The sequence below is a fragment of the Hahella sp. KA22 genome (assembly GCF_004135205.1).
GTDB lineage: Bacteria > Pseudomonadota > Gammaproteobacteria > Pseudomonadales > Oleiphilaceae > Hahella.
Map to the genome: position 1 here is coordinate 1,334,864 of NZ_CP035490.1, position 23,934 is coordinate 1,358,797.

20 protein-coding genes are annotated in these 23,934 nt (G+C 53.2%); 13 read left to right on the plus strand and 7 right to left on the minus strand.

The window, feature by feature from the left end:
• Positions 1-48 precede the first annotated feature (48 nt).
• The 5 genes from EUZ85_RS05955 to EUZ85_RS05980 all read right to left on the minus strand — a co-directional run bounded on the left by EUZ85_RS05955 (position 49) and on the right by EUZ85_RS05980 (position 5,621).
• Complete coding sequence (locus EUZ85_RS05955) at positions 49-1,317, minus strand: pectate lyase (RefSeq protein ID WP_127968418.1); 1,269 nt, start codon at positions 1,315-1,317, stop codon at positions 49-51.
• Between the two features lie 160 nt (positions 1,318-1,477).
• Positions 1,478-2,395 (minus strand): hypothetical protein, encoded by a 918-nt coding sequence (locus EUZ85_RS05960; RefSeq protein WP_127968420.1) that lies wholly within the window; start codon positions 2,393-2,395, stop codon positions 1,478-1,480.
• A gap of 181 nt (positions 2,396-2,576) precedes the next feature.
• The gene (locus EUZ85_RS05965) at positions 2,577-3,425 is read right to left on the minus strand and encodes an alpha/beta hydrolase (protein ID WP_164887193.1); all 849 of its coding nucleotides are present in this window, start codon (positions 3,423-3,425) and stop codon (positions 2,577-2,579) included.
• A gap of 331 nt (positions 3,426-3,756) precedes the next feature.
• A complete protein-coding gene (locus EUZ85_RS05975) occupies positions 3,757-4,542 on the minus strand; it encodes a type IV pili methyl-accepting chemotaxis transducer N-terminal domain-containing protein (RefSeq protein WP_127968426.1) in 786 nt (261 codons plus the stop codon).
• A 380-nt stretch (positions 4,543-4,922) separates the two neighbouring features.
• Positions 4,923-5,621 (minus strand): type IV pili methyl-accepting chemotaxis transducer N-terminal domain-containing protein, encoded by a 699-nt coding sequence (locus EUZ85_RS05980; protein WP_241566967.1) that lies wholly within the window; start codon positions 5,619-5,621, stop codon positions 4,923-4,925.
• A 676-nt stretch (positions 5,622-6,297) separates the two neighbouring features.
• On the opposite strand from EUZ85_RS05980, the gene EUZ85_RS05985 reads away from it, so the two are divergent.
• The 4 genes from EUZ85_RS05985 to EUZ85_RS06000 all read left to right on the plus strand — a co-directional run bounded on the left by EUZ85_RS05985 (position 6,298) and on the right by EUZ85_RS06000 (position 10,277).
• Entirely contained in the window at positions 6,298-6,981 is a 684-nt protein-coding gene (locus tag EUZ85_RS05985) for a hypothetical protein (RefSeq protein WP_127968428.1), read from the plus strand.
• A gap of 242 nt (positions 6,982-7,223) precedes the next feature.
• Positions 7,224-7,979, plus strand: coding sequence for an MBL fold metallo-hydrolase (locus EUZ85_RS05990; RefSeq protein ID WP_127968429.1), 756 nt, complete (start codon positions 7,224-7,226; stop codon positions 7,977-7,979).
• A gap of 34 nt (positions 7,980-8,013) precedes the next feature.
• On the plus strand, positions 8,014-8,784 hold the full coding sequence (locus EUZ85_RS05995) for a hypothetical protein (RefSeq protein WP_127968430.1): 771 nt from the start codon (positions 8,014-8,016) through the stop codon (positions 8,782-8,784).
• A 26-nt stretch (positions 8,785-8,810) separates the two neighbouring features.
• Positions 8,811-10,277: a sensor histidine kinase gene (locus EUZ85_RS06000; protein WP_127968432.1), complete on the plus strand. Its 1,467-nt coding sequence runs from the start codon at positions 8,811-8,813 to the stop codon at positions 10,275-10,277.
• On the opposite strand, the gene EUZ85_RS06005 is transcribed toward EUZ85_RS06000, so the two are convergent.
• Complete coding sequence (locus EUZ85_RS06005) at positions 10,274-11,317, minus strand: GlxA family transcriptional regulator (RefSeq protein ID WP_127968434.1); 1,044 nt, start codon at positions 11,315-11,317, stop codon at positions 10,274-10,276. The genes EUZ85_RS06000 and EUZ85_RS06005 overlap by 4 nt on opposite strands.
• 194 nt (positions 11,318-11,511) lie before the next feature.
• On the opposite strand from EUZ85_RS06005, the gene EUZ85_RS06010 reads away from it, so the two are divergent.
• Entirely contained in the window at positions 11,512-12,408 is an 897-nt protein-coding gene (locus tag EUZ85_RS06010) for an alpha/beta fold hydrolase (protein WP_127968436.1), read from the plus strand.
• Positions 12,409-12,533: 125 nt separating this feature from the next.
• Here EUZ85_RS06010 and EUZ85_RS06015 read toward each other — a convergent pair whose 3' ends face one another.
• Positions 12,534-14,837, minus strand: coding sequence for a molybdopterin-dependent oxidoreductase (locus tag EUZ85_RS06015; protein ID WP_127968438.1), 2,304 nt, complete (start codon positions 14,835-14,837; stop codon positions 12,534-12,536).
• Positions 14,838-14,971: 134 nt separating this feature from the next.
• Between EUZ85_RS06015 and EUZ85_RS06020 the strand changes: the two genes are divergently transcribed.
• The 8 genes from EUZ85_RS06020 to EUZ85_RS06055 all read left to right on the plus strand — a co-directional run bounded on the left by EUZ85_RS06020 (position 14,972) and on the right by EUZ85_RS06055 (position 23,914).
• Entirely contained in the window at positions 14,972-15,448 is a 477-nt protein-coding gene (locus EUZ85_RS06020; RefSeq protein WP_127968440.1) for a helix-turn-helix domain-containing protein, read from the plus strand.
• A gap of 403 nt (positions 15,449-15,851) precedes the next feature.
• Positions 15,852-16,448 (plus strand): transcriptional regulator BetI, encoded by a 597-nt coding sequence (gene betI, locus EUZ85_RS06025; protein WP_127968442.1) that lies wholly within the window; start codon positions 15,852-15,854, stop codon positions 16,446-16,448.
• Positions 16,445-17,908 (plus strand): betaine-aldehyde dehydrogenase, encoded by a 1,464-nt coding sequence (gene betB / locus EUZ85_RS06030; RefSeq protein ID WP_127968444.1) that lies wholly within the window; start codon positions 16,445-16,447, stop codon positions 17,906-17,908. Before betI ends, betB begins: the two co-directional genes overlap by 4 nt.
• A gap of 9 nt (positions 17,909-17,917) precedes the next feature.
• Complete coding sequence (gene betA / locus EUZ85_RS06035) at positions 17,918-19,594, plus strand: choline dehydrogenase (RefSeq protein WP_127968446.1); 1,677 nt, start codon at positions 17,918-17,920, stop codon at positions 19,592-19,594.
• A 67-nt stretch (positions 19,595-19,661) separates the two neighbouring features.
• The gene (locus EUZ85_RS06040; protein ID WP_127968447.1) at positions 19,662-20,600 is read left to right on the plus strand and encodes a choline ABC transporter substrate-binding protein; all 939 of its coding nucleotides are present in this window, start codon (positions 19,662-19,664) and stop codon (positions 20,598-20,600) included.
• A gap of 12 nt (positions 20,601-20,612) precedes the next feature.
• Positions 20,613-21,458 (plus strand): choline ABC transporter permease subunit, encoded by an 846-nt coding sequence (gene choW / locus EUZ85_RS06045; RefSeq protein ID WP_127968448.1) that lies wholly within the window; start codon positions 20,613-20,615, stop codon positions 21,456-21,458.
• A 45-nt stretch (positions 21,459-21,503) separates the two neighbouring features.
• Positions 21,504-22,682 (plus strand): choline ABC transporter ATP-binding protein, encoded by a 1,179-nt coding sequence (gene choV / locus EUZ85_RS06050; RefSeq protein WP_127968449.1) that lies wholly within the window; start codon positions 21,504-21,506, stop codon positions 22,680-22,682.
• An 842-nt stretch (positions 22,683-23,524) separates the two neighbouring features.
• Entirely contained in the window at positions 23,525-23,914 is a 390-nt protein-coding gene (locus EUZ85_RS06055; protein WP_206618003.1) for a DUF2721 domain-containing protein, read from the plus strand.
• Positions 23,915-23,934: the final 20 nt, after the last annotated feature.

Here is a 23,934-nt window from a genome sequence, read left to right on the forward strand (position 1 = left end):
AAAGGTTTCTCCAGTGCAGAGAAACCTTGTGATTAAGGGATAGATAAATCAGTAACTGGAAACGTCTGATTTATCCACCTTACAGCTGGCGGTGTTCCAGAATTCGCCTTTCTTCTTGGATTTGCCTTCTCCCTTCTTAACGCCTTCGTATTCCACGCAGATTTTTGGCTTACCGGCTTTGTAGTTTTTGACTTTCAGGTTGCGAATGGTGGCGGTGTCCTTGTAATTGCTGTTGACGCCAGCGAGTCCGCTGGACAGTGAGCCTTCGACGATGACGTTGTCCACGATCAAATGCCGGGGACCGCCATTGTTTTTGCAGTCGCCGCAGGAACGCCATAACTTGCCGTTATCGCCTTTGATGGTGAAGCCGCCGGTGATAATCGTCGTGCTGTGTTTGGAGTTATGCTGGAAGATCTTGTCCGGCTTGCCGCCGGGGCCGTTATTGCTGTTGTAAGCCCAGCCCCCAATGATGGTCATGGTCCCGCCTTCCGAAGAATGAGTGGCGGCGTCTTCACAGATGTCTTCCCAGACTACGTTTTCCATAGTGCAGTTACCGCTGGTGCAATGAATGCCGTCAGAGCCGCCATTGGCGGAGATGCGCAGGTTCTTCACACTGGCGTTGATCAGCGTAAGCACGGGCGGTTGATGTTCGCTGTCACTGTCGCAGGACAGTCCGATGGTCTTGCCGCCGCAATCTACGCTTTTATTTTTAATCGTGGCGCCGGCGAAACACTCATCAGCATTGCCGGAACCGCCAGATGGCGTAGCGGACTGTGCGGCGGAGCTGGCGACGGCGCCGTTAGTGTCTGTGTACTTGATCCAGTACCAGTAGGTGGCGCCATTGTTGACCTTGGTGTCGGTGAAAGTGCGGTCGGAGCCAGCCAGTCTGGCGATGCGCTGACGGCCAACAGGGTTGGCGTCGGTGTCGCGCATCACCTGCACATTACGCAGGGCGCCGCTGGCGCGCCACGACAACTTCACCCTGCCGTCGTCGCCGTTGGCTTGCAAGGTGACGGTGATTGCGGCTCCCGCGCCGTTACCGGGGCTGGCGACGTTTTCACGAATGGAGCATTCCTTCACGGACTTGGCTGGGTTCGGATCGACTCCGAACGTGGCGACGTCACAGGAGAATGCGCCATTTAGCGATTTATAGACGAATTTACCTGCGGCTCCAAAAGCTACCTGAGTTTGACGGTTAACCATGCAGGTTTGACCGCTTTTACAAATTGTGGCGAAACCGTCTGGTCGATTGGCGGCGGCCTGAAGACTTGTTGCTGAGGCAAGCAGAGTCAGGCCTAAAGCGAGTTTACGAAACATCGTGTTCTCCGAAATTATGGTTTTTGTTTACCCTGAAAACGAATGCGTTTGTGTTGTTATTGGTTTATCAGTTTTTATGCGTGGCGTTGTTCTTAACCAGCTCAACTTTGTATGGCGTAGATTCCCTCCTGTGTTGACTGAGTTTTTTAGGCCGGCCCACTCATTGCGTTTGCAGAGAGGCGAGCAGGCTGTCTTCCATTTCTTCAAAGCTCAGTGCTTCAAAATCGGTTAGCGCCGCCATTTGCTCTTCGTCGAGATAGGCGGACGCTTCCTGTAAATAGTCATCCCGATAGCGAGCCAACGCTTTAACTGCTTCATCCGCCATGGCGCGCTTGTTGCTCTGGGCGGTGGCGTAATCCCGCATGGCGATGTTGAATGCCTCTTTGTGGCGGAGTTTGGCGAGGAGCAGCGTACGCTCCTGTTCGTGACTAAGCGGATTGACGGCGCTCAGACTGTCGGTGACGGCTTTTAGTTGATGTTGTTCAAACTCTGAATTACGGGTGAGTTCGAACAGGCGTGAGCCGTTTGCGTCCAGCAGGTCGACAATACGCTGGTCCAGTTCGTCCAGCGCCTGGGCGCGCAGTTCTACGTGCTCTGTGAGGCTTTCCGGGGCGGAGAAATAGTTCACTGTAGGCAGTGCGGCAAGGCGCTCCCGCTCTAACAACAGACTTTGCAATTGTTTGTCAGTAGAGGCGTCGAGGGATATTTCGGAAAACAAGACGCGGTATTTTTCGTTGACTGCGTGCCGCCAGCTTATCTCTTCCGCCTCCAAGAGTGGTTGTGCGGCGCTGTGCGCAAGAGGTGAGCGTGCGGCTATGGCTGATCCTGAGGTAATGCGTGACGCCGAGTTCTCCGGGGATGCTTGCTGGCTCTGCCGTTTTACGGGGTGCTCCAGATAGGCGTTGAAAGCAGCGATGGCCTCCTGGTAACGAGTGGTTTGCTGTTGCGCCTGATTTTGAAAACGTTTTCTTTCCAGGTCGAATTTAAATTCCAGATTTCTATTTTCAACCCACAGATAAATGGCCGCCGTCGCACAGATGAGCGCGCATGCCGACATGCTGACTGAGAACTTGGTCATATCCATGACTCCCGTATTTATTGAAGTTGTAGTGATCATTTATTCATCAATGGGCGTTAAGCGCATTGAATGTTAGTTAATCTACCAGGGCCGTGAAAACCGGTTAAACGGCTTAGACTTGTTGAGTGATCAGGTGTCTAGCCATGGCGACTGGAGGAGGAGAACTTAGGGGATGGAGCGATTAACGCTCCAGAGAAGCGCGAAGAAATCTAGTCACCTGCTTCTCATACTCTTGTGCAGAAAAGTCATAGAAATCCTGATGATGAGCGCCTGTCACCGGCCAGAAGGACTTGGGTTTCGGAGCATTAGTGTAAAGGCGTTTTGATTCCGGCAATGTCGTGTGTTCATCTTCTGTACCGGCAATGATCAGGACCGGCGCCTGCACACGCTTGATGGCCTCTTCCGGCTTCAAATCATCCAGGCTGACGCCTAAACGCAATGGGATCTGTGCGGTTAACAATGGCGTGAGCCATTCTCCCAGCGCGCCGAGTCGCATAGAAAGACGATTGCTGACGGCTTGTTCGATGTTTGGGTAAACGGCTTCCAGAACGTAAGCGTCCGCAGGGGCGGGCGACTGTCCCAGCAAGCTTGCCGCGCCGCCGAGAGAGACGCCAATGATCGCGACTTTGGCGCATTGACGTTGCTTGCGTAAGTAGGCGACGGCGGCTTTGACGTTGTCGGACTCCCGGTAGCCGAAGGTGATTTGCTCCCCCGGGGTTTCTCCATGGGCCTGAAGATCTATCAGCAAAGAAGAATATCCTGATTTCTGCAGGAACAGAGCGCGTCTGATCATGCTGGTGCGATCGGAACGTACGCCATGCAGAAGCAGCACACATTGCTGGCTGGCGGCGGGCGCATACCAGCCGCTGACGCCATCAAACTTAACCGCTTGCGCATTCAGAGAGGCGGGGGGCGAGGGAAGGGCGTGATTGACGGAGGCGGATAGCGCGCCACCGGCGGTCCACACTGCCGCGAGACCCAGCACTAATGCGCCCGTGGCGAAAGCGATACGTTTCTTGAGATTTTTCATGGAAATTAGGGACTGCATTGCATCGATAGATATTCACATTATTAACATGGCAATGATATTGGCATGTTAATCACCAGGCGCATGGACGCGCCTGCGCGGCGACAAGCCGCGGGAGACAGGGCCTGACCTGTGCAGGCCCTGTCGTTGCAGACAAATAGAAGGAAGCTATTTGTCTGCCGGATTAATAGCGCCAAAACGCCTATAGCGGGACGGGGACAAGTATGTCGATTTGCGGCCCTTTCGGAAACTGGTTATTTCAGGTTTAGACAATGTGGCGGGGTAAGACGACGCAGCGTTGAGCTGCGCCGAAACAAAGAAAAGAAGGAAGAATTTAGCTTTGCAGATTCTCGTAAAGACCCGTAATGGTCTCCATATTTTTCAGCATGCCCTCTGTGGTGGTGGCGATGATGAAAGGCACAAAGTTCTGGCCCTGCATCAGCTGAAACCCGGAGCGAGAGAAGCTCCATTGGGAAATCACTTTGTCCAGGGCGGCGTTAATGTCCTGGTTGTTGATTTTCGCCTGACGCAGTTCATGTAGCGCCTGATCATATTCCTGCACGGCCTGGGTAAAGCTGTTCTGTAGATCCGCCTGCTCCAGATTCCAGCTCAACGCGGAGTAATAAAGCGCGATGCGTTGGGATAGCATCCGTTGTCGGCCGGAGAGGTTGATCATTTTGTTCTTGGGATTGCCGGACTGTTGCTCCAGAGACTGCACGATTTTATTGCTGAGGGCGAGAACGCGCTCTCCAGCGCTGATCAGCTCAATAGCCTTGTCTTTCGTGGGCTTAGCCGTCGCTAATTGACGAAATCCTGTCCACTCCTTGCGCACGGACTTGAGCTGTCCCGAGATTTGCGGCGACTTGGAGTAGGCTTCCAGTTCTCCTAATTGCTGTTCGAATAAGGCGACGCTCTCTGTAAGCTGGCTTGAAGATTTATCCGGTTGAATATCCTGACCTATCAGTAAATAGGACTTCACGATTCGCTGACTCAACATACGTTGGCGCCCTGCCTTGTTGATGGCTTCGTCCAGGTCGGTAATGTCTGCGATAACAATGTGGCTCCAGGATAGTGCGAGCAGGGAGAGAACAAGCAGACTAAAGTTCCTTATATGGCGCATATACGTTTACCTCATGTGATTCAATCTGGTGCAGTCTAAGTTAAAGCCTATAAATATCAGATGGTTACGGCGCGATAACTGAGTAGGTAGTTAACGCATCGCTGATCTGGCGCAAGTTAGGCGCCAAATGAACTGGAAATTTGTGGGTATGGACAAAGAGCTGTTTTTGAGATTGGAAAAATGCGTTTAGAAACAATAGGAAAGATAGGAGCTATCGCGTTTTGGGATGAAATTGAGAACTTCGAAGCGATGAGCTGCGCCTGCTGAATGCGAGAGGGAGAAGTGACTGAGTAAGCGGGAAAAAGAGTGCGGCTTGCGCCGCACTAAACGAAGAAGACGAATAAAACAGAAACTCAGTTTTTGAGTTCAATCCTTGCGGATTAGCTTTTCAGACCTGCGTACATGTCGGAAATCTTGCGCATGCTTTTCAGCATGCTTTCAGTGGTCGTCGCGATAACGAAGGGGACGAAATCATGACCGTCCATTTTTTCGAAACCAGAGTGGGAGAATGACCACTGCGAAATCACTTTATCCAGCGCCTTGTTGATATCTTCGCTGTTGGCGTCCGCTTTACGCAGTTCGCTCAAGCCCGCATCGTATTTTTTGACGGCGGCTTTAAAATCGTTTTCCAGGTCGGAAACGCCCAGGTTCCAGCTCATTGCAGAGTAGTACATGGCGATTTTCTGGGACAGCATGCCTTGTTCGTTGGAAATATTGATCAAGCGGCCTTTCGTGCTGGCGACTTGTTTTTCCAGGTTGCTGGTGACGCCCTGGGTCAGGCTCAACAGCTCTTCGCTTTGCTGGATCAGTTTTGCTGCGTTTTCCTGGTTGGGCGCGGTGGTGGCCAGTTTACGGAAAGCGGTCCACTCTTTGCGGACGGATTTCAAATCCCGCGCCATTTCACCTGCTTTCAAATAACCTTCCAAGTCGGCCAGTTGGGATTCAAATTGCGCCACACTGTCATGTAATTGAATCGAAGATTTATCAGGAAGAATGTCCTGACCCATCAATAAATATGCTTTAACGATTCTTTGACTCAACATTCTTTGTTGACCCGCGATGTCCAGAGCCTGATCCATGCTCGATATTTCCGCGTGAGCCAGGCCGGCGCCGAATGCGGTAAGTGTGACAAGTAAGAAACAAATCTTTCTGAACGACTGCATTAAAGTTTACCTAGTGCTAAAAATGGCGTGCATATTGAAGGATTTAGATCAAAAATCAAGCGCCAAATGGCTTTTGACATATAAGTAATTTACGAAGTCAATAGATGTTGTTCGTTTCCTGTCAAATATATGTGTCAATATGTTTTGTAACAGTGAGTTTAATGCACATTTATGTAACTAAAAGTTGCATTTCAATGAGGAAAAAGAGGCGGGTATATAATTCGTTATACTGTATTATTTTTAATAAATTTTACATTGTTTTTCTTTTACGAATTGTACGTCACGTTTTTATCGCCATGTGTAATGATAGTTATGTTTGAAAAAGCATCAGTGGATGGCTGCTCTTCACTGCTCTTTGATTAAAAAAGCGGCCGGATTCTCGTAGGTTTGTTCAGCATACTGGCCTATAGATGAATAAAATTAGTTCTGATAACAAAACATTATAAAAAAATATGAAGGGCGGCTGAGTCGGATTGACGCTAGCTTCAGTATCCGGTCACGCGCGCGGCGGGGCGCCCTTTCCCAAAACGAATAAGTACCAAGGCGAGGCTGCGGTGACTGTCAGCAATAACGAGTTTAAGGAGACGGCAAGATGGCCCTGGCGGATATTTTTAAACAGAATGCGAACAAGTCAATTACCGTGACCGGCGCGGAATCCTCAAATATTTCTCACGCTACCTACAGCGTCAAATGCAACAACATCCAACGCAACTGTTATCTGGTGAATCAGCTTGAGCGGGCCAATCTGCAGGAAGGCGCGCATGCGGCGGGCGGCAAAACCGTCACCGTCGCCACTGCTCATAACGGCAACTGCTATTGGTTGCCCTGGCGGGGATGGCGCGCAGTTGTGGGACAGCTTCAAGGCGCCTGTAACTTCTTCGTTACCGCCAATTTGACCGGATGCTGCTTTGTGGTGTCCGGTAATCCAGTCTCCCCCTTTGTGGTGCATATGAATTGCCAGCCCGCTAATGAAGGTCTGGTGAACTTTCCCAACAGCGGGGATATCAAGGAATTCAACTTTGATCTGCAAGCCGCGCAGGATCAGTTTTATGGACAGGTAACTGAGCAATTGATCACTAACAACGTGATTTCCCATGCGGGACTGCAAATGTTGAAGCCCAGCGACTACGGAGCCAAGGCGCGGGAAGGTTACGCCACGCCCACCAGCGTATTCGGCGTGCGTACTGGCGGTCTGTGGACCCTTTACTACAACGTAGGCAAGGGAGGCGGCCCCGGCATTACCCGTGAGCTGTTCCCGAATTTCCAGCCTCTTTGATAGCGCGCTTTCCTTTCTCGTATTTGTACAGCCGGCGATTCAACGCCGGCCTGTCTCTGTGTTTTCCTGGATTCTCATCTCTCTGCGCCTTTCATTACAGTCGTTGGCGTCCCGTTTATAAACCCATAGGTTAGTGGCATAATCCCGACGGCAATCAACAGGTTGCCGCCATGCAGGCATGGGAGCGCCATCCACGCGTTGCGCGATGAGATGGAAAATGGAAAACACGGAAAGCTTTTGTTATGAAGAATTTGCTGATTGTCGGTAATGGAGAGGCCTTCTCGGAAGAGTGCAACACCTCATTCCTGTTGCAGTCCGCCGATAGCTCCATTCTTATCGACTGCGGTTATCAGGTTCCACCCCGCTTATGGGCGGGCGATTTGCACCAGAATATTGATCTGGTTTTGCTGACCCACCACCATGCGGATCACTCCTTCGGAGTCGTACCTTTGCTGGTCCGCTATCTGGAAGAAAAAAGAACCCGTCCTCTGAAGATCTGGGGACCGGCGGGCACGGAAACATTCATTAAAAGTCTCCTTGAGCACGGCTACCCTGGCGTGTCCAAGTATTTCAAGTACACGATTGAGTTCGCCGAGTTTGGCGCCCTGGACAGTAAAAAATACGGGGATGTTTCCATTCGCTGCGCGCCCACCGTACACTCTATCCCGAACTTATTGTATCGACTGGATTTTGACGGCCGCTCCTTCTCTATATCCGGAGATGGCAAGCTGACGCCGGAAGCCGTTGAGCTGATTCAAGGCGTCGAACTGCATTTGCAGGAAGTCTACGAGCTTAACAACAACATCCCCAGTCACTATTCATTCAGCGAAGTGCTGCAACTTGCTCAATCCGACGTGGCCGCCAGTGTTGGCGTCACCCACATGTGCCGGAATGAAATCAGCGTCATTACTGAGACCTACGATAAGTTAGTAAGGGAGAATGAGATTGAAAAGGACAAACTGTTTATCACCCGTTCGGGGCAAACTTTCGAATTTTAAAACCAGTGCGCTGCTGACGGCCGGCGCTTGTGCGTTGTCGCTCAACGTCGCCGCCAAGGAAATCTTCGTCATCAATAAAAACGCCGCGGACTATCGCGTGGTGGAGACGAACAAAAGCGCCAAACGCATCGACGTATACTCCAATACGCCGCATCGATATCTGAACAGTGAGAAGAAAGAGCACGTTTTCACTGGGGTGCCGGTGAGCGAGTTAGGGCCCAAGGAGTGGCGTTACGATAACGTTTACTTTATCGGCGACGATGACTACATCACCTTCATGCCTGCGCAGATCGCCAACAATCCGCAAACTATCTTGGCGAGCGCTAAGGACGCGGCGCCATTGAGCAAGCGGGACGGCGAAGTGCAGGTTATTCTTCCTACTCGCGAAGAGGCGAAAGTGGAGGATAAGTATCTGAAAAAGGCCGCTTTCTGGGCCTGGTATGTGAAGGCGGTGGTTTACGGCGATCTGAATAACACCCTGCAATATGGCGACGCCGCTATCGACATGACCAACGTCATGGGCGAGCCTGCGCAAGCCTATAAGGCCCCTTCCGTATTTTCCTACGATCCTATCGTTTGCCCGGATACCTATCAGGTGTCGGTAAAAGACCTGGACCCCGGATTTGATAAAGGCAAAGTCGAATTCCTGCAATTGAACGGCAATCAGCGGACGTATGGCGCGGGAGACGTCATGCTGATTTTTTCCAAGGAGGACACGGCGCTGCCTATTGAGTGCGGCGGCCCCTATGCGGTGCGCAAGGGCGAAGAGTATATCTACAGCGTATATTCTTTTAAGGGAATTTAATCAGCTAACAAAGTGCGTCTAACAATATGGATAGTTTTAGAAAGTACTCGTTTCAGCGTTGCATCAAGTTTACGGTTCTGGTCGCTTTGTTTGGATTCGCGGTTTCCTTTTTCGTACACCAGTATCAGGTGCTGGCGAACTCGATCAAGGTTTCCGATCAGACTTCCGGGTTGATTAACCGGCAGCATATTTCCGTGCTGCTTGGACGGGGCAACTTTGTCCATATTGAAGACGCCTTGGCGCAGCTGGTTAAGGAAAGTCCTCTGCTGTTCGCTTATGTGCTGGACGCCGATGGCAAAGTGGCGGCGACCAGTCACAAATCCGCCGAGGTTGACGTTCCCTGCTGTTATGACTGGGAAAACCTTGAGGATAGCGCGTTTAAGTTTGAGGGGACGCCTGCGGCGCCTTTTGAGGCGGTAGAGGATGGCGTTTCCTTTATTCGCAAGGTAACGCCCGTGCTTGAGCACTCCTCGGGAGAAGAAATCGGTTCGCTGGTGACTTTTCTCGCACCGCGGATGATCAAGCGCGAGCACCTCGTGGATACTCTGATTATCAGCTCCATGGCGCTGATCTTTATCCTGGCGACCGGTGTGGCGCTTTCATTGTTATTGTCGCGGGCGCTGACCGCCCCGGTGAGGGAACTGACGCGCTTCGTTGACTCAGTGGACGACACAGACGCCAAGGAAGAATTAAGCCGACTGGGGGCGCATCAGTTCGCCGGCAGCAACATTGTGGAAATGCGGCAGTTGCTGCAGTCGTTTCTGGCCTATCGCGAAAAAATTCTCGATCACAAGAACATCCTTGAAGCGCAGGTGCGGGAGAGAACCCATGCGCTTGAAGTGGCGGTTGAGGAAAATCGCATGCTCGGCAGGACGCTGCGCACTGCGTTGGAAAGCGAGCGCAAATTGATCGCCCAGGAAATTCACGACAACTTCAACGCCACGCTGGTCGCTATCAAAATGTACTCTCAGAAAATTGAGCAGTTGGCGCGGGAAGGCGGTGAAGATGCGCAGATCGCCGGCATGGGGAGAAAAATTACATCCATCGTCACGGATGCCTACAGTTCGGCCAGAAGTCTGGTTTCCCGGCTACGGCCTGAGATTATCGATACGCTTGGTTTAAGCGGAGCCTTGGAGGAGCTGGTTAACAATTACAATCAGTCCTCAAATGGGTGTTCGTTTCTGCTGTCGATTGGCGACCACTGCGACAACCTGGACGAGGAGCGCAACATCGGCATTTATCGCATCGTGCAGGAAGCTGTCACCAATGCGGTCAAGCATGCTGCGGCGAAAGAAGTGGCGATTTCCTTGCATCGTCCCAAAGACTATGAACTGGTGATTCAGGACGATGGCGTGGGCTTCAAACCCTCGCAGGAGAAGGATGCGGGCATTGGACTGATCTCCATGCGCGAACGCGCCATGAGCCTGGGCGGACGCTTTGAGTCGGAAAACACTCGGGCGGGCGCTCGCATCAAAGTGTCAATTCCCGCCTAAATGCGTCCTTCCAGAGCAGGTATGCCGACCCGCGGCGGCGTCACGTAACTGAAACGTTTGCGGTATTGCTCCATCGTGCATCCGGTGGCTCGTTTAAAGAGTCGCCGGAATGAGCTGATGTCTTCGTAACCGACCTCCCAGATGATTTCATTCGACGATTTGAGCGTCGTCTCCAATTGATGCTTCACCGCTTCCACCCGTAGTTGTTGCAGGTAATTGATCGGGTTCTCGCCGGTGGCTTCCTTGAAGCGGCGTTTGAAGGTGCGTCCTCCCAATCCGGCCAGCGCCGCCACATCATCCACGGAAAAATGCTCGGCGTAGTGAGACTCCATCCATTCCTGCGCCTTTTTTACGGCGTTGTCTTTGTGGGACTTGTAGCCATAGAACGTGATGTAAGGCGTTTGTTGTTGGCGTTTGCTGTCAAACAGGTGCAGTTTGGACACCGCTGTCGCCAGCCCTTGCCCGGCGAAGCGTTCGATCAGATGAAAGCTGAGATCAATATAGGCGGTGGCGCCGCCGGCGCAGATGATGTCGCCGCTATCGATGAGCAATCGATCTATGTCCAGCCTTATTTCCGGGTAGCGCTGGCGGAAATGTTCTGCGGCGCGCCAGTGGGTGGTGACGGTTTTGCCTTCCAGAAGTCCGGCTTCGGCCAGAACGAAACTGCCGGTGCAGGCGCTGGCGACGACAGCTCCGCGCTCGGTATGGCGGCGGAGCCATTCATAAGCTTCATGAAATTGCGCCAGATGCTCAGGCAGGGCGGCGCCTGCTGTAATTGCTTCAATCGCGGAAGCGACAATGATCAAGTCCGGCTCCGCCTCCTCGAACGCCGCATTCGGAGCGATAGCCATACCGTTGTAGGCAATAACAGGCTGGTCATTCTGTGTCACGACTTTGATGTTGAAGTACGGCTCCAAAGGGCGTTTACCGGCGGCTCCGGACAGTCGGGCGTGACAGTAATTCGCCGTGGTGAATATATCCAGAATGCCATGTACGGAGGCGGCGGCGCAGTGGGGGAGGGCGAGTAAAACGATCTTCATGGGCGACTCCTTCATCCAATTCGGTAGCGAAAAAAGAAAAGATGAAATGTCATAAAAGGCAATTTAAGTGTCAAATATGACACTCCCGCTAATGCATTGCAATCCTTATCTTGTAGTCATAGCCGCTGCGACAAAGCCACGAAAAACGGCGCGACGCCGGCGATTGTATCCAGCAAGTTAAGAGGAGAAGCCCCATGTCCGCGAACATTCCCCTGGTTGTCGCCCCATCCAAGCCACTGCGGGAGCCGCAGGCTCCCTTCGCTTTGAAGGCCATGCGCTGGGCGATACGCGCCTATGCCCGTATTTCCTCTCAAGGCGCAGGCCTAATGCTGAATCGCTTGTGGTTCACGCCGCAACGTTATGGATTGGACTCGCGTTTTGACGCCCTGTTGGACAAGGCGGATGTGTTCATGAATCTGAAAGTGGGCGCGTTGACGATCCCCGTCTATAGCTGGGGAAGCGGCCCGGTAGTGCTGTGCGCCCATGGCTGGTCCGGCTCCGGCGTGCAGTTTGGCGCGATGGTGAAACCCTTGGTGGAAAATGGATATCGGGTTGTGGCGTTTGATGCGCCTGGTCATGGGCGGGCTCAAGGCGTGCGCACTAATGTACTGCAGATGCGGGATGCGATCCTGCAAGTGGCGGCGCAGACCTTGGGCGTTCACGCCGTGGTCGCGCATTCTTTGGGATCTATCGCCACGGCCATGGCTGTGCGGGAGGGATTGTTGACCAACAAAGTCATTATGCTGGCGCCGCCGGCGGATATGCAGGTGGTGCTGGATGTGTTTCAACAGCGCTTACAGGTTCCAGATGCAGTGATGCGCGCCCATTGCAAACTGATGGAGCGGGAGTTTGGCGATGACATTTGGGATCGTTTGTCATTGATGAAAAACGTTCCGTTCATCCAGGCGGAAGGAATGATCGTATCAGATGTAGATGATGCGGAAGTTCCTGCTGCGTACGGTGAAGCCCTCGCCCTCAAATGGCGCGGTAGTCGTTTCTTGCAGACCGCGGGACTGGGGCATTACCGGGTACTTCGGGATGACAGCGTCATCGAGGAAGTAGTGAAGTTCATAAACCAACTCCCTGATTGACGCCGGTGAGGGACATTGCGGTTACGGGACGGTCCCCTCGGTCAGACCGGCGCAGCGACGATACGACGTAATGATGTTTAGGTGAGCGCGTATCGTCGCCTTTTTGCGGTGGCTAAACTTGCTGGTTAGGGATCTACGGCCTCCAGCGCAACCGGGACGTATTTGTGATAGGGCGTTTTGGCGATGGGATCGCAGTGATCTGCGTCTGTCAGCATGTTGATCGCCGGACCATTGCGCAACTGTCTTCCTTGCTCATCCTGATAGAGCATGCCGAAGCCGTGAGGCAACGTCAGTACTCCAGGCAGAACGCTCTCATCCGCTGAGGCGATGGCCTCCACTGCTCCACGTCGGGAACGGCAGCGCACTTTATCCCCGGAAACCAGTCCCAGCTTGGCCAGATCTGATGGATGAATGCGCAGCAGGCCCTCCTTGTCCGTCTTGCGCCACTCCGGGCCGCGATAGATCTGGTTGGCGTTATAGGCGCGGCGTTCGCCAGCGGCGAGGATGAACGGATAATCCTTGTCTTCACTGAGCGCCTCTGTTTTTAAACGATCCAGCCACTCAGTCAGTTCGGGTATATACAGGTTTATTTTGCGATCCCCGGTCTTTATCAAATTCCAGGTCTCCTCCACCTTGAAGGTGGCGATGGGCGCGGGTCTGGGGCTCTCCAGAAAACGATTGAACAGCGCCAGACCCAGTGTGTAGCGCTTGCCTTGCAGCCCGGTACGGCGGACTTGCGAGCCGAACTTGGCGGCGTACATCTGGCAGACGCCCCAAATCGCCGCGGCGGATTGCATGCCTTCCGGCAGCGCTTTGCCAAGGGTGGCGTATAAAATGACCGGCACGTATTTGCTCCACTCTGGATGGCGTTTCAGCGCCGCCGCCAGCGCTAATGGAAAGGCGCGGCTGACGGGCAGGCGACGGTCCAGTTTGGCCGCCTTTTCCAGTAACGGAAAGCGGTCGGGAATCGCCCCGAGGCCCACCAACAGGCGTCGGTAGATTTCCGGCTCGGGAAGCGTGTCGCCGCTGCGGGGCAGTATGGGACGTCGCAGATGGTAATAGTTGGTGGGGAAACCAAATGTGAAATAGGTGGACTCCACTTTTTCAAACTGGCTGTCCGCCGGCAATATGTAGTGCGCGTGGCGGGCGGTTTCCGTCATCGCTACATCAATCACCACCATCAGCTCCAGTTTCTCAAATGCGCTCCGATAGGCTTCCGTGTCAGCGGCGGATAAGGCGGGATTGGCGCTGTCCACCACTAAGGCGCGGATGCGGTCGGGATGATCGCTATCAATTTCCTGGGGCAAAATGTTGGGCGGAAACAGCTTGGCGATGCCATACATCCCGGTGACGGCGGTTTTCTTGTCCTCGGCTTTGGAATGACCGATCAAAGGGGCGAATTGCGCCATCAAGTGATTCCCGCCCTGCTTATTGAAATTGCCGGTTACGAGAAACAGTAATTTTTCCAGATAGGAATTCAGCGTGCTGTGTAAACTGTGCTGTATGCCAAGGTCGGCTCTGACTGTCGCGGATTTAGCGGTGGCGAAACCTCGCGCGACCTGCCGCGCTAACTCGGGATCGACGCCGGCGATGGTCGCGTATTGCTCCACCGGCAGATCAATGAAATGGCGGCGCAATTCATCGTAGCCATGGGTGTGTTGGCTTAGGAAGCCTGTGTCTTCCAGTTTTTCCTGGAAAATGACGGCGATGAGGGTGGCCAGCAGGTAAGCGTCCATACCGGGGCGCACCCGTAAATGAATATCTGCGTCTTTGGCGGTTTCGCTGACGCGCGGATCAATGACCACCAGGGTGCGGTTGGGATCTTTCTTGTAGGCTTTCAGCAGGTCCCGGGTTTTGCGCACGCCGTGGGCCATATAAGGGTTGGCGCCCAGTACGATGCAGTATTCGGAGTGTTCCATCCCTTCCAGCACAAAGCAGCTTTCGCGGCCGAACAGTTTTCCGTTTACCCAGAAGTCCCCTGTCTTTTCCTGCGCCAGCGCGGTGTATAAATAGGGCGTATCCAACGCCGCCCGCAACGCCCCGGAATAGCTGCCGCCCAGGTGATTGCCCTGGCCTCCGCCTCCGTAATAGGCGAATGCGCCGCCCCCATGTTGGGCCTTGATGGCGCGCATGCGAGTGGTGATCTCGGCGATGGCCGCGTCCCAGGAGATAGGAGCATATTCGCCGTTTGGCTGGCGTTTTAGAGGCTGTCGCAAGCGGGCTGAGTGATTCTGGTAGTGATCAAGCTTGGCGGCTTTCTGGCAGATGTAACCCTCTGAATTCGGCGCCAGTTTATCGCCTCTGACCTTGACGATGCGTCCCTTGTCCACCTGCATTTCCAGGCCGCAATTGATGCTGCATAGAATACATGCGGTAGGTCGCCATTCCTGTTGATCGGTTTGTCTTTCAGCGGTTTCGGCGCCATGCATGATCAGTCTCCTTTCTTGTTAGTTCTATTTTGGAACTTTCAAAATAGTAAATTCCAAACTGGAACCTGTAAAGCTATACTTCCCATCAATCTCCACTTCTCTTCCGCTAACCCATATAAGACGCGTCTTCGCCTATGCGCTGGAATGAAATCCAAGATATCCCTTGTTCAATCGCACGCACCTTATCGGTCATCGGCGACCGCTGGACTCTACTGGTTATTCGCGAGGCGTTTCTGGGCGTACGCAGGTTTGAACAGTTTCAAAAGCGCCTGCAGATCACGCGCCATCGCCTGTCGGACCGCCTGAACAAGCTGGTGGAAAGCGGCGTGCTGCGCAAAGCCTTGTACCAGGAGAGTCCTGCTCGTTATGAGTATAGGCTCACCCGCAAAGGGATGGACTTATACCCCGTGATTCTCGCTATGGCGGGGTGGGGCGATAAATATATGGCTGGCGATGCGGGTCCGCCGGTGGAGTATGTTCATCTGGGTTGCGGTAAGAAGATGACGGCCACGCTGGTCTGCTCTGAATGTGGTGAGCCGATAGACGCCAAGTCTGTGAAACCCATGCTGGGTCCCGGGCTTAGCGGGTTGGCGAAAAAGGTGGGCGAATAAACCGGGCCCACGACGTCTGCTGCTTTTACCTGGCGCCTGTGTTCTGCTTGCGCTGAGATAATTTCCGTTTCTCCGTTTCTCCGTTTCTCCGTTTCTCCGTTTCTCCGTTTCTCCTCTGTCACACATCCATTTCCTGTCTGCCCTTCTTTGAGAAATGGTTGTTGTTCAAATCAAATTTGGAAATTAACCTCCCATTCTAATTAGAGTGCTAAATATTGGCTGTTTACAAAAAATTACAATCACTGAATTCGCTTCTGTATCTTGCTCTTAAATCTTTGTAATTAAAGTAATTTAATCTTCTTTTCGTTAGTCTTCTCGCCTTTCGCCCCCTGATTTTCAAAATTGAAATATTGAATTCAAACTATTAGGGTGTGTTTTTAATTGAACATTCAATCAATAAAAAATGCCCAAAATCGTCGTTGAAGCGGAGAAAAAAGAGCAGCTTATCGAGGCCACCCTGAAGTCGGTGGAAGCCTATGGCATTCAGGGCACGACCATTAATTCCATTAGCCGTTATGCGGGTGTTTCTACTGGAATTATCAGCCACTACTTTGGAGGCAAGCAGGCGCTGATGGAGGCGACTGTTCGCTACCTGCTGGAAGCTTTGAAAAGCTCTTTGTTGAAAGAACTGGCCAAAACTAAGGACGGTTCGCCCTACAGTCGCCTTCTTTCCATCGTCGAAGCCAACTTCAGCAAGTTGCAGGTCAGTGAACGGGCGGCGAAAACCTGGATGGCCTTTTGGGCTCAAGCGATGCATGACCCGCAGCTGGCTCGCTTGCAACGCGTCAATGAACGGCGATTGTTCTCTAATTTGAAAGTAAGCCTGCGGGAAATTCTGCCGCCGTCCCAGGTAGAGGATCAGGCCCACGCCATCGCCGCCCTGATCGATGGTTTATGGCTGCGCAGCGCGCTCAGCTCCGGCGGTTTGTCCGTCGTGCAGGCGGAACGTATTTGTAAGAACTACGTAAGTGAGTTGTTTGAAGGAAAACATAAAGCATGAGCATTCCTGTTTATCAGTCTTTTGTTGATGGCGCTTATCGGGCGTCCACATCGAACGAAACCTTCGATGTGGTGAATCCCGCTACAGGTGAACTGATCTATCGCGTTGAGCAGGCTTGTGAAAGTCTGGTGCAGGCGGCAGTGGAATCCTCACAGCGCGGGTTCGCGGAGTGGTCTGCGATGACCGGCATGCAACGAGGGCGAGTGCTGCAGAAAGCCGTGGCCTTGTTACGGGAAAGAAACGACGAGCTGGCGCGCATCGAAGTGCTGGATACCGGTAAGCCCTGGCAGGAAGCAAGTGTCGTGGACGTAGTGACCGGTGCTGACAGTATTGAGTTTTTCGCTGGCCTGGCGGCGTCGATCGAAGGCAATCAGCAATCCCTGGGCGAAGATTTTTACTACACCCGCCGGGAACCTTTAGGCGTCTGCGCCGGCATTGGGGCCTGGAATTACCCCTTGCAGATCGCTTGCTGGAAATCTGCGCCAGCCTTGGCGGCGGGCAATGCGATGGTGTTCAAGCCTTCCGAAGAAACCCCGTTGGGCGCGTTGAAGTTGGCGGAGATTTTCATTGAAGCGGGCGTTCCCGCCGGCGTCTTCAATGTGGTGCAAGGCGATCATCGGGTGGGCCGTATGCTGACCGCTCACCCCGGTATCGCCAAAGTGTCTTTTACCGGCGAAGTGGGCACGGGCAAAAAAGTCATGGCGGATTCCGCCGCCACCCTGAAAGACGTGACCATGGAATTAGGCGGCAAATCACCGCTGGTGATTTTCAATGATTGCGATCTGGAAAACGCCGTCTCCGCAGCGCTGCTCGGGAATTTCTACACCCAGGGTGAAGTTTGCACCCACGGCACGAGGGTGTTTGTGCATAAAGAGATTTACGACCGCTTCCTGGCGCGAGTGAAAGAGCGCGTTGAAAGCAATGTCCGCATAGGCGACCCCATGCATCCCGACACCAATCTGGGGGCGCTGATTTCCGCGCCGCACCTGGAAAAAGTCATGGGCTATATCGAGCTGGGCAAGCAGGAAGGCGCAAGGCTGGTCTGCGGTGGCGAACGGGTGCGCCCGCAAGGCGTGGAGAACGGTTATTTCGTCGCTCCCACAGTATTCGCCGACTGTCGCGATGACATGAGCATCGTGCGGGAAGAGATATTCGGGCCCGTCATGAGCGTGCTCAGCTTTGAGGACGAAGAAGAAGTCATTGCGCGCGCCAATGATACGGAATACGGCTTGGCCGCTGCCGTGTTCACCAATGACATCCGTCGCGCCCATCGTGTGATCGGCAAGCTGCAGGCGGGGATTTGCTGGATTAACAGTTTCGGCTATTCGCCGGCGGAGATGCCGGTAGGCGGTTACAAGCAATCCGGCATCGGTCGCGAAAACGGCATGGCCACCCTGAATCACTACACCCAAATCAAGGCCGTCTACGTCGGCATGACGGACCTGGAATCACCTTTTTGAGCGAGCGTTATGGCTGACAAGCAGTTTACCAATAGTTTTGATTACATCATCGTCGGGACAGGTTCCGCTGGATGCGTTCTGGCTAACCGTCTGTCGGAAAGCGGTAAGTTCAATGTGCTGGCGCTGGAAGCAGGCCGTAAAGACGATACCTGGAAGATCCACATGCCCGCCGCCCTGACTTTCAATCTGGCGGACGACAAGTACAACTGGTACTACCACACCGAACCCCAGGCATTCATGAACAATCGCCGCCTGTACTGGCCGCGGGGAAGAGTATGGGGAGGCGGCTCCGCCCTTAACGCCATGGTGTATATCCGTGGTCACGCGCTGGATTATGACCGCTGGGAAGAAGAAGGCGCTAAGGGCTGGGCGTATAAAGACATACTGCCTTACTTCCGCAAGGCGGAAACCCGTGAACGCGGGGGCGACGCCTATCGCGGCAACGCTGGCCCGTTGAACGTGCATACCGGGGACGAAAAGAATCCTTTGTTCGACGCGTTCATCAAGGCGGGAATGGAAGCTGGCTATCCCTACACCGAAGACATGAACGGCTATCAGCAGGAAGGCGTGGGCGTGATGGATATGACCATCAAGCATGGCAAACGCTGGAGCGCCGCCCAGGCGTATTTGCGTCCGGCTTTGTCACGTCCCAACCTGACGGCTGAGACAGGCGCAATGGTGACCCGTCTGTTGTTCGATAAAGGCCGTTGCATTGGCGTTGAGTACGAACAAAATGGCGTGCTGATAAAAGTGAAAGCGGAGCGGGAAGTCATTTTGTCCGGTGGCGCCATCAACTCACCGCAGACATTGATGCTCTCTGGCATCGGCGATGAAACGCAGTTGAAGTCTCTGGGTATTCCCGTCGTCGCGCATGTGCCCGGTGTCGGTCAGAACCTGCAGGATCACTTGGAATTCTACGTTCAGCAAGCCTGTTCGCAGCCGCTGACCCTGTACACCTATACCAAGCAACCCCGTAAGACGCTGGAAGGCGTGAAGTGGTTCCTGAACCACGACAGCGGCGCCTGCCGCACGGCGCACTTGGAAGCGGGCGGTTTTATCCGCACTGAAGCCGGCGTGAAGCATCCGGATATCCAATATCACTTTCTGCCGTCCCAGGTGATCGATCATGGTCGCCAGGACCCGCAGCTGCACGCCTATCAGGCGCATGTCGGTCCTATGCGGCCAACTTCCACTGGATATCTGAAGATTCTGTCCCGCGATCCGCGTAAGCACCCGTTGCTGGAGCCGAATTATCTGGCGACCGAGCGTGATCGTTGGGAAATGCGTCAGTGCGTGAAGCTGACTCGGGAAATATTTGAGCAACAAGCGTTTGACCCATTCCGTGGCGAAGAGCTGCGTCCTGGCCCGGCTGTAAAAAGCGATGCGGAAATAGACGAATTCATCCGCCAGAGAGCGGATAGCGCTTACCACCCCTCCTGCACCTGCAAAATGGGTGCGGATGACGACCCGATGGCGGTGGTGAATTCCGAGGCGAAAGTCAGAGGCGTTGAAGGACTGAGAGTGGTGGACGCATCCATCATGCCCAGCATCGTCAGCGGCAACCTGAACGCGCCAACCATTATGATGGCCGAGAAGTGCGCAGATCACATTCTCGGCGTTTCGATGCTGCCGCCCAGCGACGCGCCGGTCTGGATTCATCCCGACTACGCGAACAAGCAGCGGTAGCCAAGGCCCGTCCTGGAGACAGGGCGGACCCCAACCATTTCTGGAACGATTGAAGAGAGGAAAAATAATGAACCACTTCAAGCGACTGTTGATCAGCGGTCTGATGTTATTGACGAGTGTTAACGCCTATAGCGCGCAAAGCTGCAAAGAAGTCACTTTTGCGGATGTCGGCTGGACTGACATCACCGCCACGACTGCGTTGACCTCCGTCATTCTGCAGGGACTGGGCTATTCCACGGAATCCCAGTTACTGTCTGTGCCGGTGACCTACAAGTCGCTGGAGAACGGCGATGTGGACGTGTTCCTGGGCAACTGGATGCCAACCATGGAAGCGGATATTCGCCCCTATGTGGAAAACAAATCTGTGGAAGTCGTCGGCAAGAACCTGGAAGGCGCCAAATATACGTTGGCGGTGCCCTCTTATGTGGCGGAAGCGGGCGTGAAAACATTCGCGGATATCGCCAAGCATGCGGATAAGTTCAAAGATCGTATTTACGGCATTGAGCCTGGCAACGACGGCAATCGTCTGATTCAGGACATGATCGATAAAAACGCCTTCGCTCTGAAAGAATTCAAAGTGGTGGAGTCCAGTGAAGCAGGCATGCTGTCGCAGCTGAAAAGAGCCGTTAAGCGTAAAGAGTGGATTGTGTTTCTGGCCTGGGAGCCGCATCCGATGAACGCCAACTTTGAGCTGACTTATCTCAGCGGCGGCGATGATTATTTCGGCCCTAACTTCGGTGGCGCGTCTGTATTCACCAATGTGCGTAAAGGCTTGATGAATGAGTGCGGTAACCTGGCGCAACTGCTGAACAACCTGGAGTTTTCCCTGCAAATGGAAAACGAAGTCATGGGCGCGATTTTGGATGACAAGAAAAAGCCTGAAGCGGCGGCCAAAGCCTGGTTGAAGGAAAATTTCGACAGCGTCGAAGCCTGGTTGCAGGGCGTGAAAACCATTGACGGCAAGCCAGCGGCGCCGGCAGTGAAAAAACACCTGGACCTGATGTAAGCAGGCGCAGGTATGGACTGGAGTAGTAATTTAAGCGCTCTCAGCAGCTACAAACTGCCAGTCGGCGATTGGATGGAAAGCCTGGTCGATATGCTTATCGACCATGGCGGCGCCTTCTTCGACGGTGTCGCCGTTTGTCTGGAATACCTGATCCAGGGGCTCACTGAGGCGCTGTTGTTTGCGCCGCCCTGGTTGTTCATCGCCGTCATCGTGGCGTTCGCCGCCTGGCGTCATCGCAATTGGTCATCGCCGTTGTTCGCATTGGTCGCCTTGGGCCTCATCTGGAATATGGGGTACTGGGAGGAAACCATCGAAACGCTGGCGCTGGTTCTGTTTGCGACCGGATTCTGCGTGCTGTTCGGGGTTCCTATCGGCATCGCCGCCGCGCATCGTCCCTGGTTGTATCGTGGTATGCGGCCCTTGCTGGACTTGATGCAGACGATTCCGACCTTTGTTTATCTGATACCGACCCTGACGCTGTTTGGTCTGGGCGTCGTACCTGGCCTGATCTCAACCGTGATCTTCGCTATCGCCGCGCCAATCCGCCTGACCCATCTGGGTATCACACAGGTGCCGGAAGAATTATTGGAAGCCGGCAAAGCGTTTGGCTGCAAACCCAGCGTGTTGCTGCTGAAAGTAGAGATACCTGCGGCGATGTCCAGCATTATGGCGGGCGTCACTCAGTGCATCATGCTGTCTTTGTCCATGGTGGTCATCGCCGCCCTGGTCGGCGCCGACGGACTGGGCAAACCAGTGGTGCGCGCCTTGAATACGGTGGATATCGCCACTGGATTTGAAGCCGGGCTGGCTATCGTACTGATCGCCATTTTATTGGACAGACTGTTTAAAAGAGCCTGAGCGCGCCGCGCTTGGTCTCTGCTGAAAAAGTAGTGGGCTATTGCCATGATTGAGTTTAAAAACGTAGACGTGGTGTTCGGCGACCAGCCCCAGCAGGCTATCGCTCTGCTGGATGAAGGCCAGGACCGGGAAGCGATTCTCGACCGCACCGGACACACTGTCGCCGTCAATAACGCCAGCCTGAGAGTGGAAAAGGGCGAAATTTGTGTGCTGATGGGGCTGTCCGGCTCCGGTAAATCCAGTTTGCTGCGCACAGCGAACGGTTTGAATCCAGTGGCCCGAGGGCAAGTGCTCATCACCACGGAAGACGGCGAGCAGGACTTCTTCGCCTTGCCTGTCGAGCAACAGCGCAAGCTGCGGCTGGAGCGCATCACTATGGTGTTTCAGAAGTTCGCGCTGATGCCTTGGCTGACAGTGGGAGAGAATGTCGCTTTTGGTCTGGAAATGAAGGGAATGAGCCGCGTTCAGGTGAAAAAGCGGGTGGATGAGCAACTGGAGCTGGTGGGACTGGCGCAATGGCGCGACACCAAGCCCGGCGAGCTGTCCGGCGGTATGCAGCAACGGGTCGGTCTGGCGCGGGCGCTGGCGATGGAGTCCGATATTATTCTGATGGATGAGCCCTTTTCCGCATTGGACCCGCTGATCCGAAATCAGCTGCAGGATGAATTGCTGCGCCTGCAGGAGAAACTGAACAAAACGGTGATCTTCGTCAGTCACGATCTGGATGAGGCGCTGAAGCTCGGCAACCATATCGCCATTATGAAAGACGGATGTATCGTGCAGCATGACACGCCGGAAAATATAGTGTTGAATCCCGCCAATGATTATGTGCGCAGTTTTGTCTCGCACACCAATCCGGTCAATGTGCTGCTTGCGCAATCGCTGATGCGTCCGCTGACGACGGCGGAAAAGGTGGCGGATGAAATCTGCGTCAGCAAGCGCTACGACTATTGGCTGAAAACGGCGGACAAGCTGGAGGACAGCCAGGTTCGATATGCCGACGCCGTATTCCCCGTGCAACGCTGGAGTTCGGAGCAGGAGGTGGAAAGCCTGCAAAAGCTACCCACGATCATCCCTGCGGATACGCTTATGCGGGACGTGGTGGCCATCCGCCACTTCACTGGCCATGCCATACTGGTCGGCGGCGAAAAGGAAATATCCGGCGTCATCAACGACCAGAACATCTACCACGCCCTTCTGGGCCGTCACCTCGACGACAACTGATCTTAACGGCTCGCTTTGCGAGCCGTTTCCTTTTCCTTCCATTAAGTTTTCGTCTGGCTGTTATTGGCGAGTTCCGTAGTTATGGCCAAGAAAGCTCGTATTCTTGGCACAGACCATCCGTCAATTTTTTACAGAGACTATGATCATTTATTAAGGAGTCGATCGTTTCCGCCTGGCTAAAAAGAGGGGATGCGGAAACTACGAGAGGGGTTGAGCTATTGCCTGAGCTTACAAGGTATCCATACCACTTTCGCTTTAATGTCTGTGACTCAGAAAACGGAATTTCACTAACGATGAATCCGCTAATGCTGGTTGAAAATGAGTTAACTCTGTATGAAAGGGTAACCGTATAAGTGCTGACAACATATATAACTGCAGAAACTACTGCGCCTCCGAGCATTGTCTTTGTAGGTTTTTTAGATAGAAAGTAAGCGTAACTAATAAGGCAAGTTGTAAAAGCAAGAGCTGCCTGTAAGTAAATGGATGTAGAGTATATTTTTTCGAGATCTGCGAAGCCGTCAAGAAGACGCCAACTGTTTGTAAGAATAAAAGAAAATAAATGAGCTAGAGTTATCGATAGACATATCGTAATGCTTAAAGCTTTTTTCATTGAAGGTAACTCTCGCTAGTACCTGGAGCCAATCCCAGTAACCATTGTCTCTACCACTAGTCTAATTGTCTCATCAGATCAAAAAGGTATTTTGGTTTAAGATTAAGGCTGATTTTAATATCGCCTGTCTTATTCTCGAGAGCGGCCATTCTAGAGACGCTTGTGGAAAAGGGATAGGCTTTGTGATTTGATGGACCATTAGTTTGTTTATTAAGGCTCTAGTTTTTCAACGATGCTGAACATCTCTACACCTGCACTACTATTTCCCGCCATATCCCTGCTATTGCTGGCTTACACCAACCGTTTTCTGGTGATTGCCCAGTTGATACGCTCTTTGTACAAGCAATTAAATGAGACGAAGGAGCGTCATATGAAGCAGCAGATTCTGCATTTGCGGAAGCGGATTCATCTGATTCGCTGGATGCAGTCTCTGGGAGTTATGGCTTTTATTCTGTGTACGCTTTCTATGGGCAGTCTGATTTTGGAGTTGGAGTATGTTGGGGAATGGCTGCTTGGAGGGAGTTTATTGTTTTTGTTAGGTTCTTTGATTATTTGTCTGGTGGAGATTCATATCTCTGGCGCTGCGTTGAGCATCCAGTTGAATAATCTGGAAGACCTCTGATATACGCGTAATAAAAAAGC

Coding starts and splice junctions, on each gene's coding strand:
- EUZ85_RS06040 (WP_127968447.1), top strand. CDS start 19,662: ATGAACCACTTCAAGCGACTGTTGATCAGCGGTCTGATGTTATTGACG.
- EUZ85_RS05990 (WP_127968429.1), top strand. CDS start 7,224: ATGAAGAATTTGCTGATTGTCGGTAATGGAGAGGCCTTCTCGGAAGAG.
- EUZ85_RS06015 (WP_127968438.1), bottom strand. CDS start 14,837: ATGCATGGCGCCGAAACCGCTGAAAGACAAACCGATCAACAGGAATGG.
- betB (WP_127968444.1), top strand. CDS start 16,445: ATGAGCATTCCTGTTTATCAGTCTTTTGTTGATGGCGCTTATCGGGCG.
- EUZ85_RS05980 (WP_241566967.1), bottom strand. CDS start 5,621: ATGGATCAGGCTCTGGACATCGCGGGTCAACAAAGAATGTTGAGTCAA.
- EUZ85_RS06055 (WP_206618003.1), top strand. CDS start 23,525: ATGCTGAACATCTCTACACCTGCACTACTATTTCCCGCCATATCCCTG.
- EUZ85_RS06010 (WP_127968436.1), top strand. CDS start 11,512: ATGTCCGCGAACATTCCCCTGGTTGTCGCCCCATCCAAGCCACTGCGG.
- EUZ85_RS06020 (WP_127968440.1), top strand. CDS start 14,972: ATGCGCTGGAATGAAATCCAAGATATCCCTTGTTCAATCGCACGCACC.
- EUZ85_RS05985 (WP_127968428.1), top strand. CDS start 6,298: ATGGCCCTGGCGGATATTTTTAAACAGAATGCGAACAAGTCAATTACC.
- EUZ85_RS05975 (WP_127968426.1), bottom strand. CDS start 4,542: ATGCGCCATATAAGGAACTTTAGTCTGCTTGTTCTCTCCCTGCTCGCA.
- choW (WP_127968448.1), top strand. CDS start 20,613: ATGGACTGGAGTAGTAATTTAAGCGCTCTCAGCAGCTACAAACTGCCA.
- betI (WP_127968442.1), top strand. CDS start 15,852: ATGCCCAAAATCGTCGTTGAAGCGGAGAAAAAAGAGCAGCTTATCGAG.
- EUZ85_RS05955 (WP_127968418.1), bottom strand. CDS start 1,317: ATGTTTCGTAAACTCGCTTTAGGCCTGACTCTGCTTGCCTCAGCAACA.
- EUZ85_RS06000 (WP_127968432.1), top strand. CDS start 8,811: ATGGATAGTTTTAGAAAGTACTCGTTTCAGCGTTGCATCAAGTTTACG.
- EUZ85_RS06005 (WP_127968434.1), bottom strand. CDS start 11,317: ATGAAGATCGTTTTACTCGCCCTCCCCCACTGCGCCGCCGCCTCCGTA.
- EUZ85_RS05960 (WP_127968420.1), bottom strand. CDS start 2,395: ATGACCAAGTTCTCAGTCAGCATGTCGGCATGCGCGCTCATCTGTGCG.
- EUZ85_RS05965 (WP_164887193.1), bottom strand. CDS start 3,425: ATGAAAAATCTCAAGAAACGTATCGCTTTCGCCACGGGCGCATTAGTG.
- choV (WP_127968449.1), top strand. CDS start 21,504: ATGATTGAGTTTAAAAACGTAGACGTGGTGTTCGGCGACCAGCCCCAG.
- betA (WP_127968446.1), top strand. CDS start 17,918: ATGGCTGACAAGCAGTTTACCAATAGTTTTGATTACATCATCGTCGGG.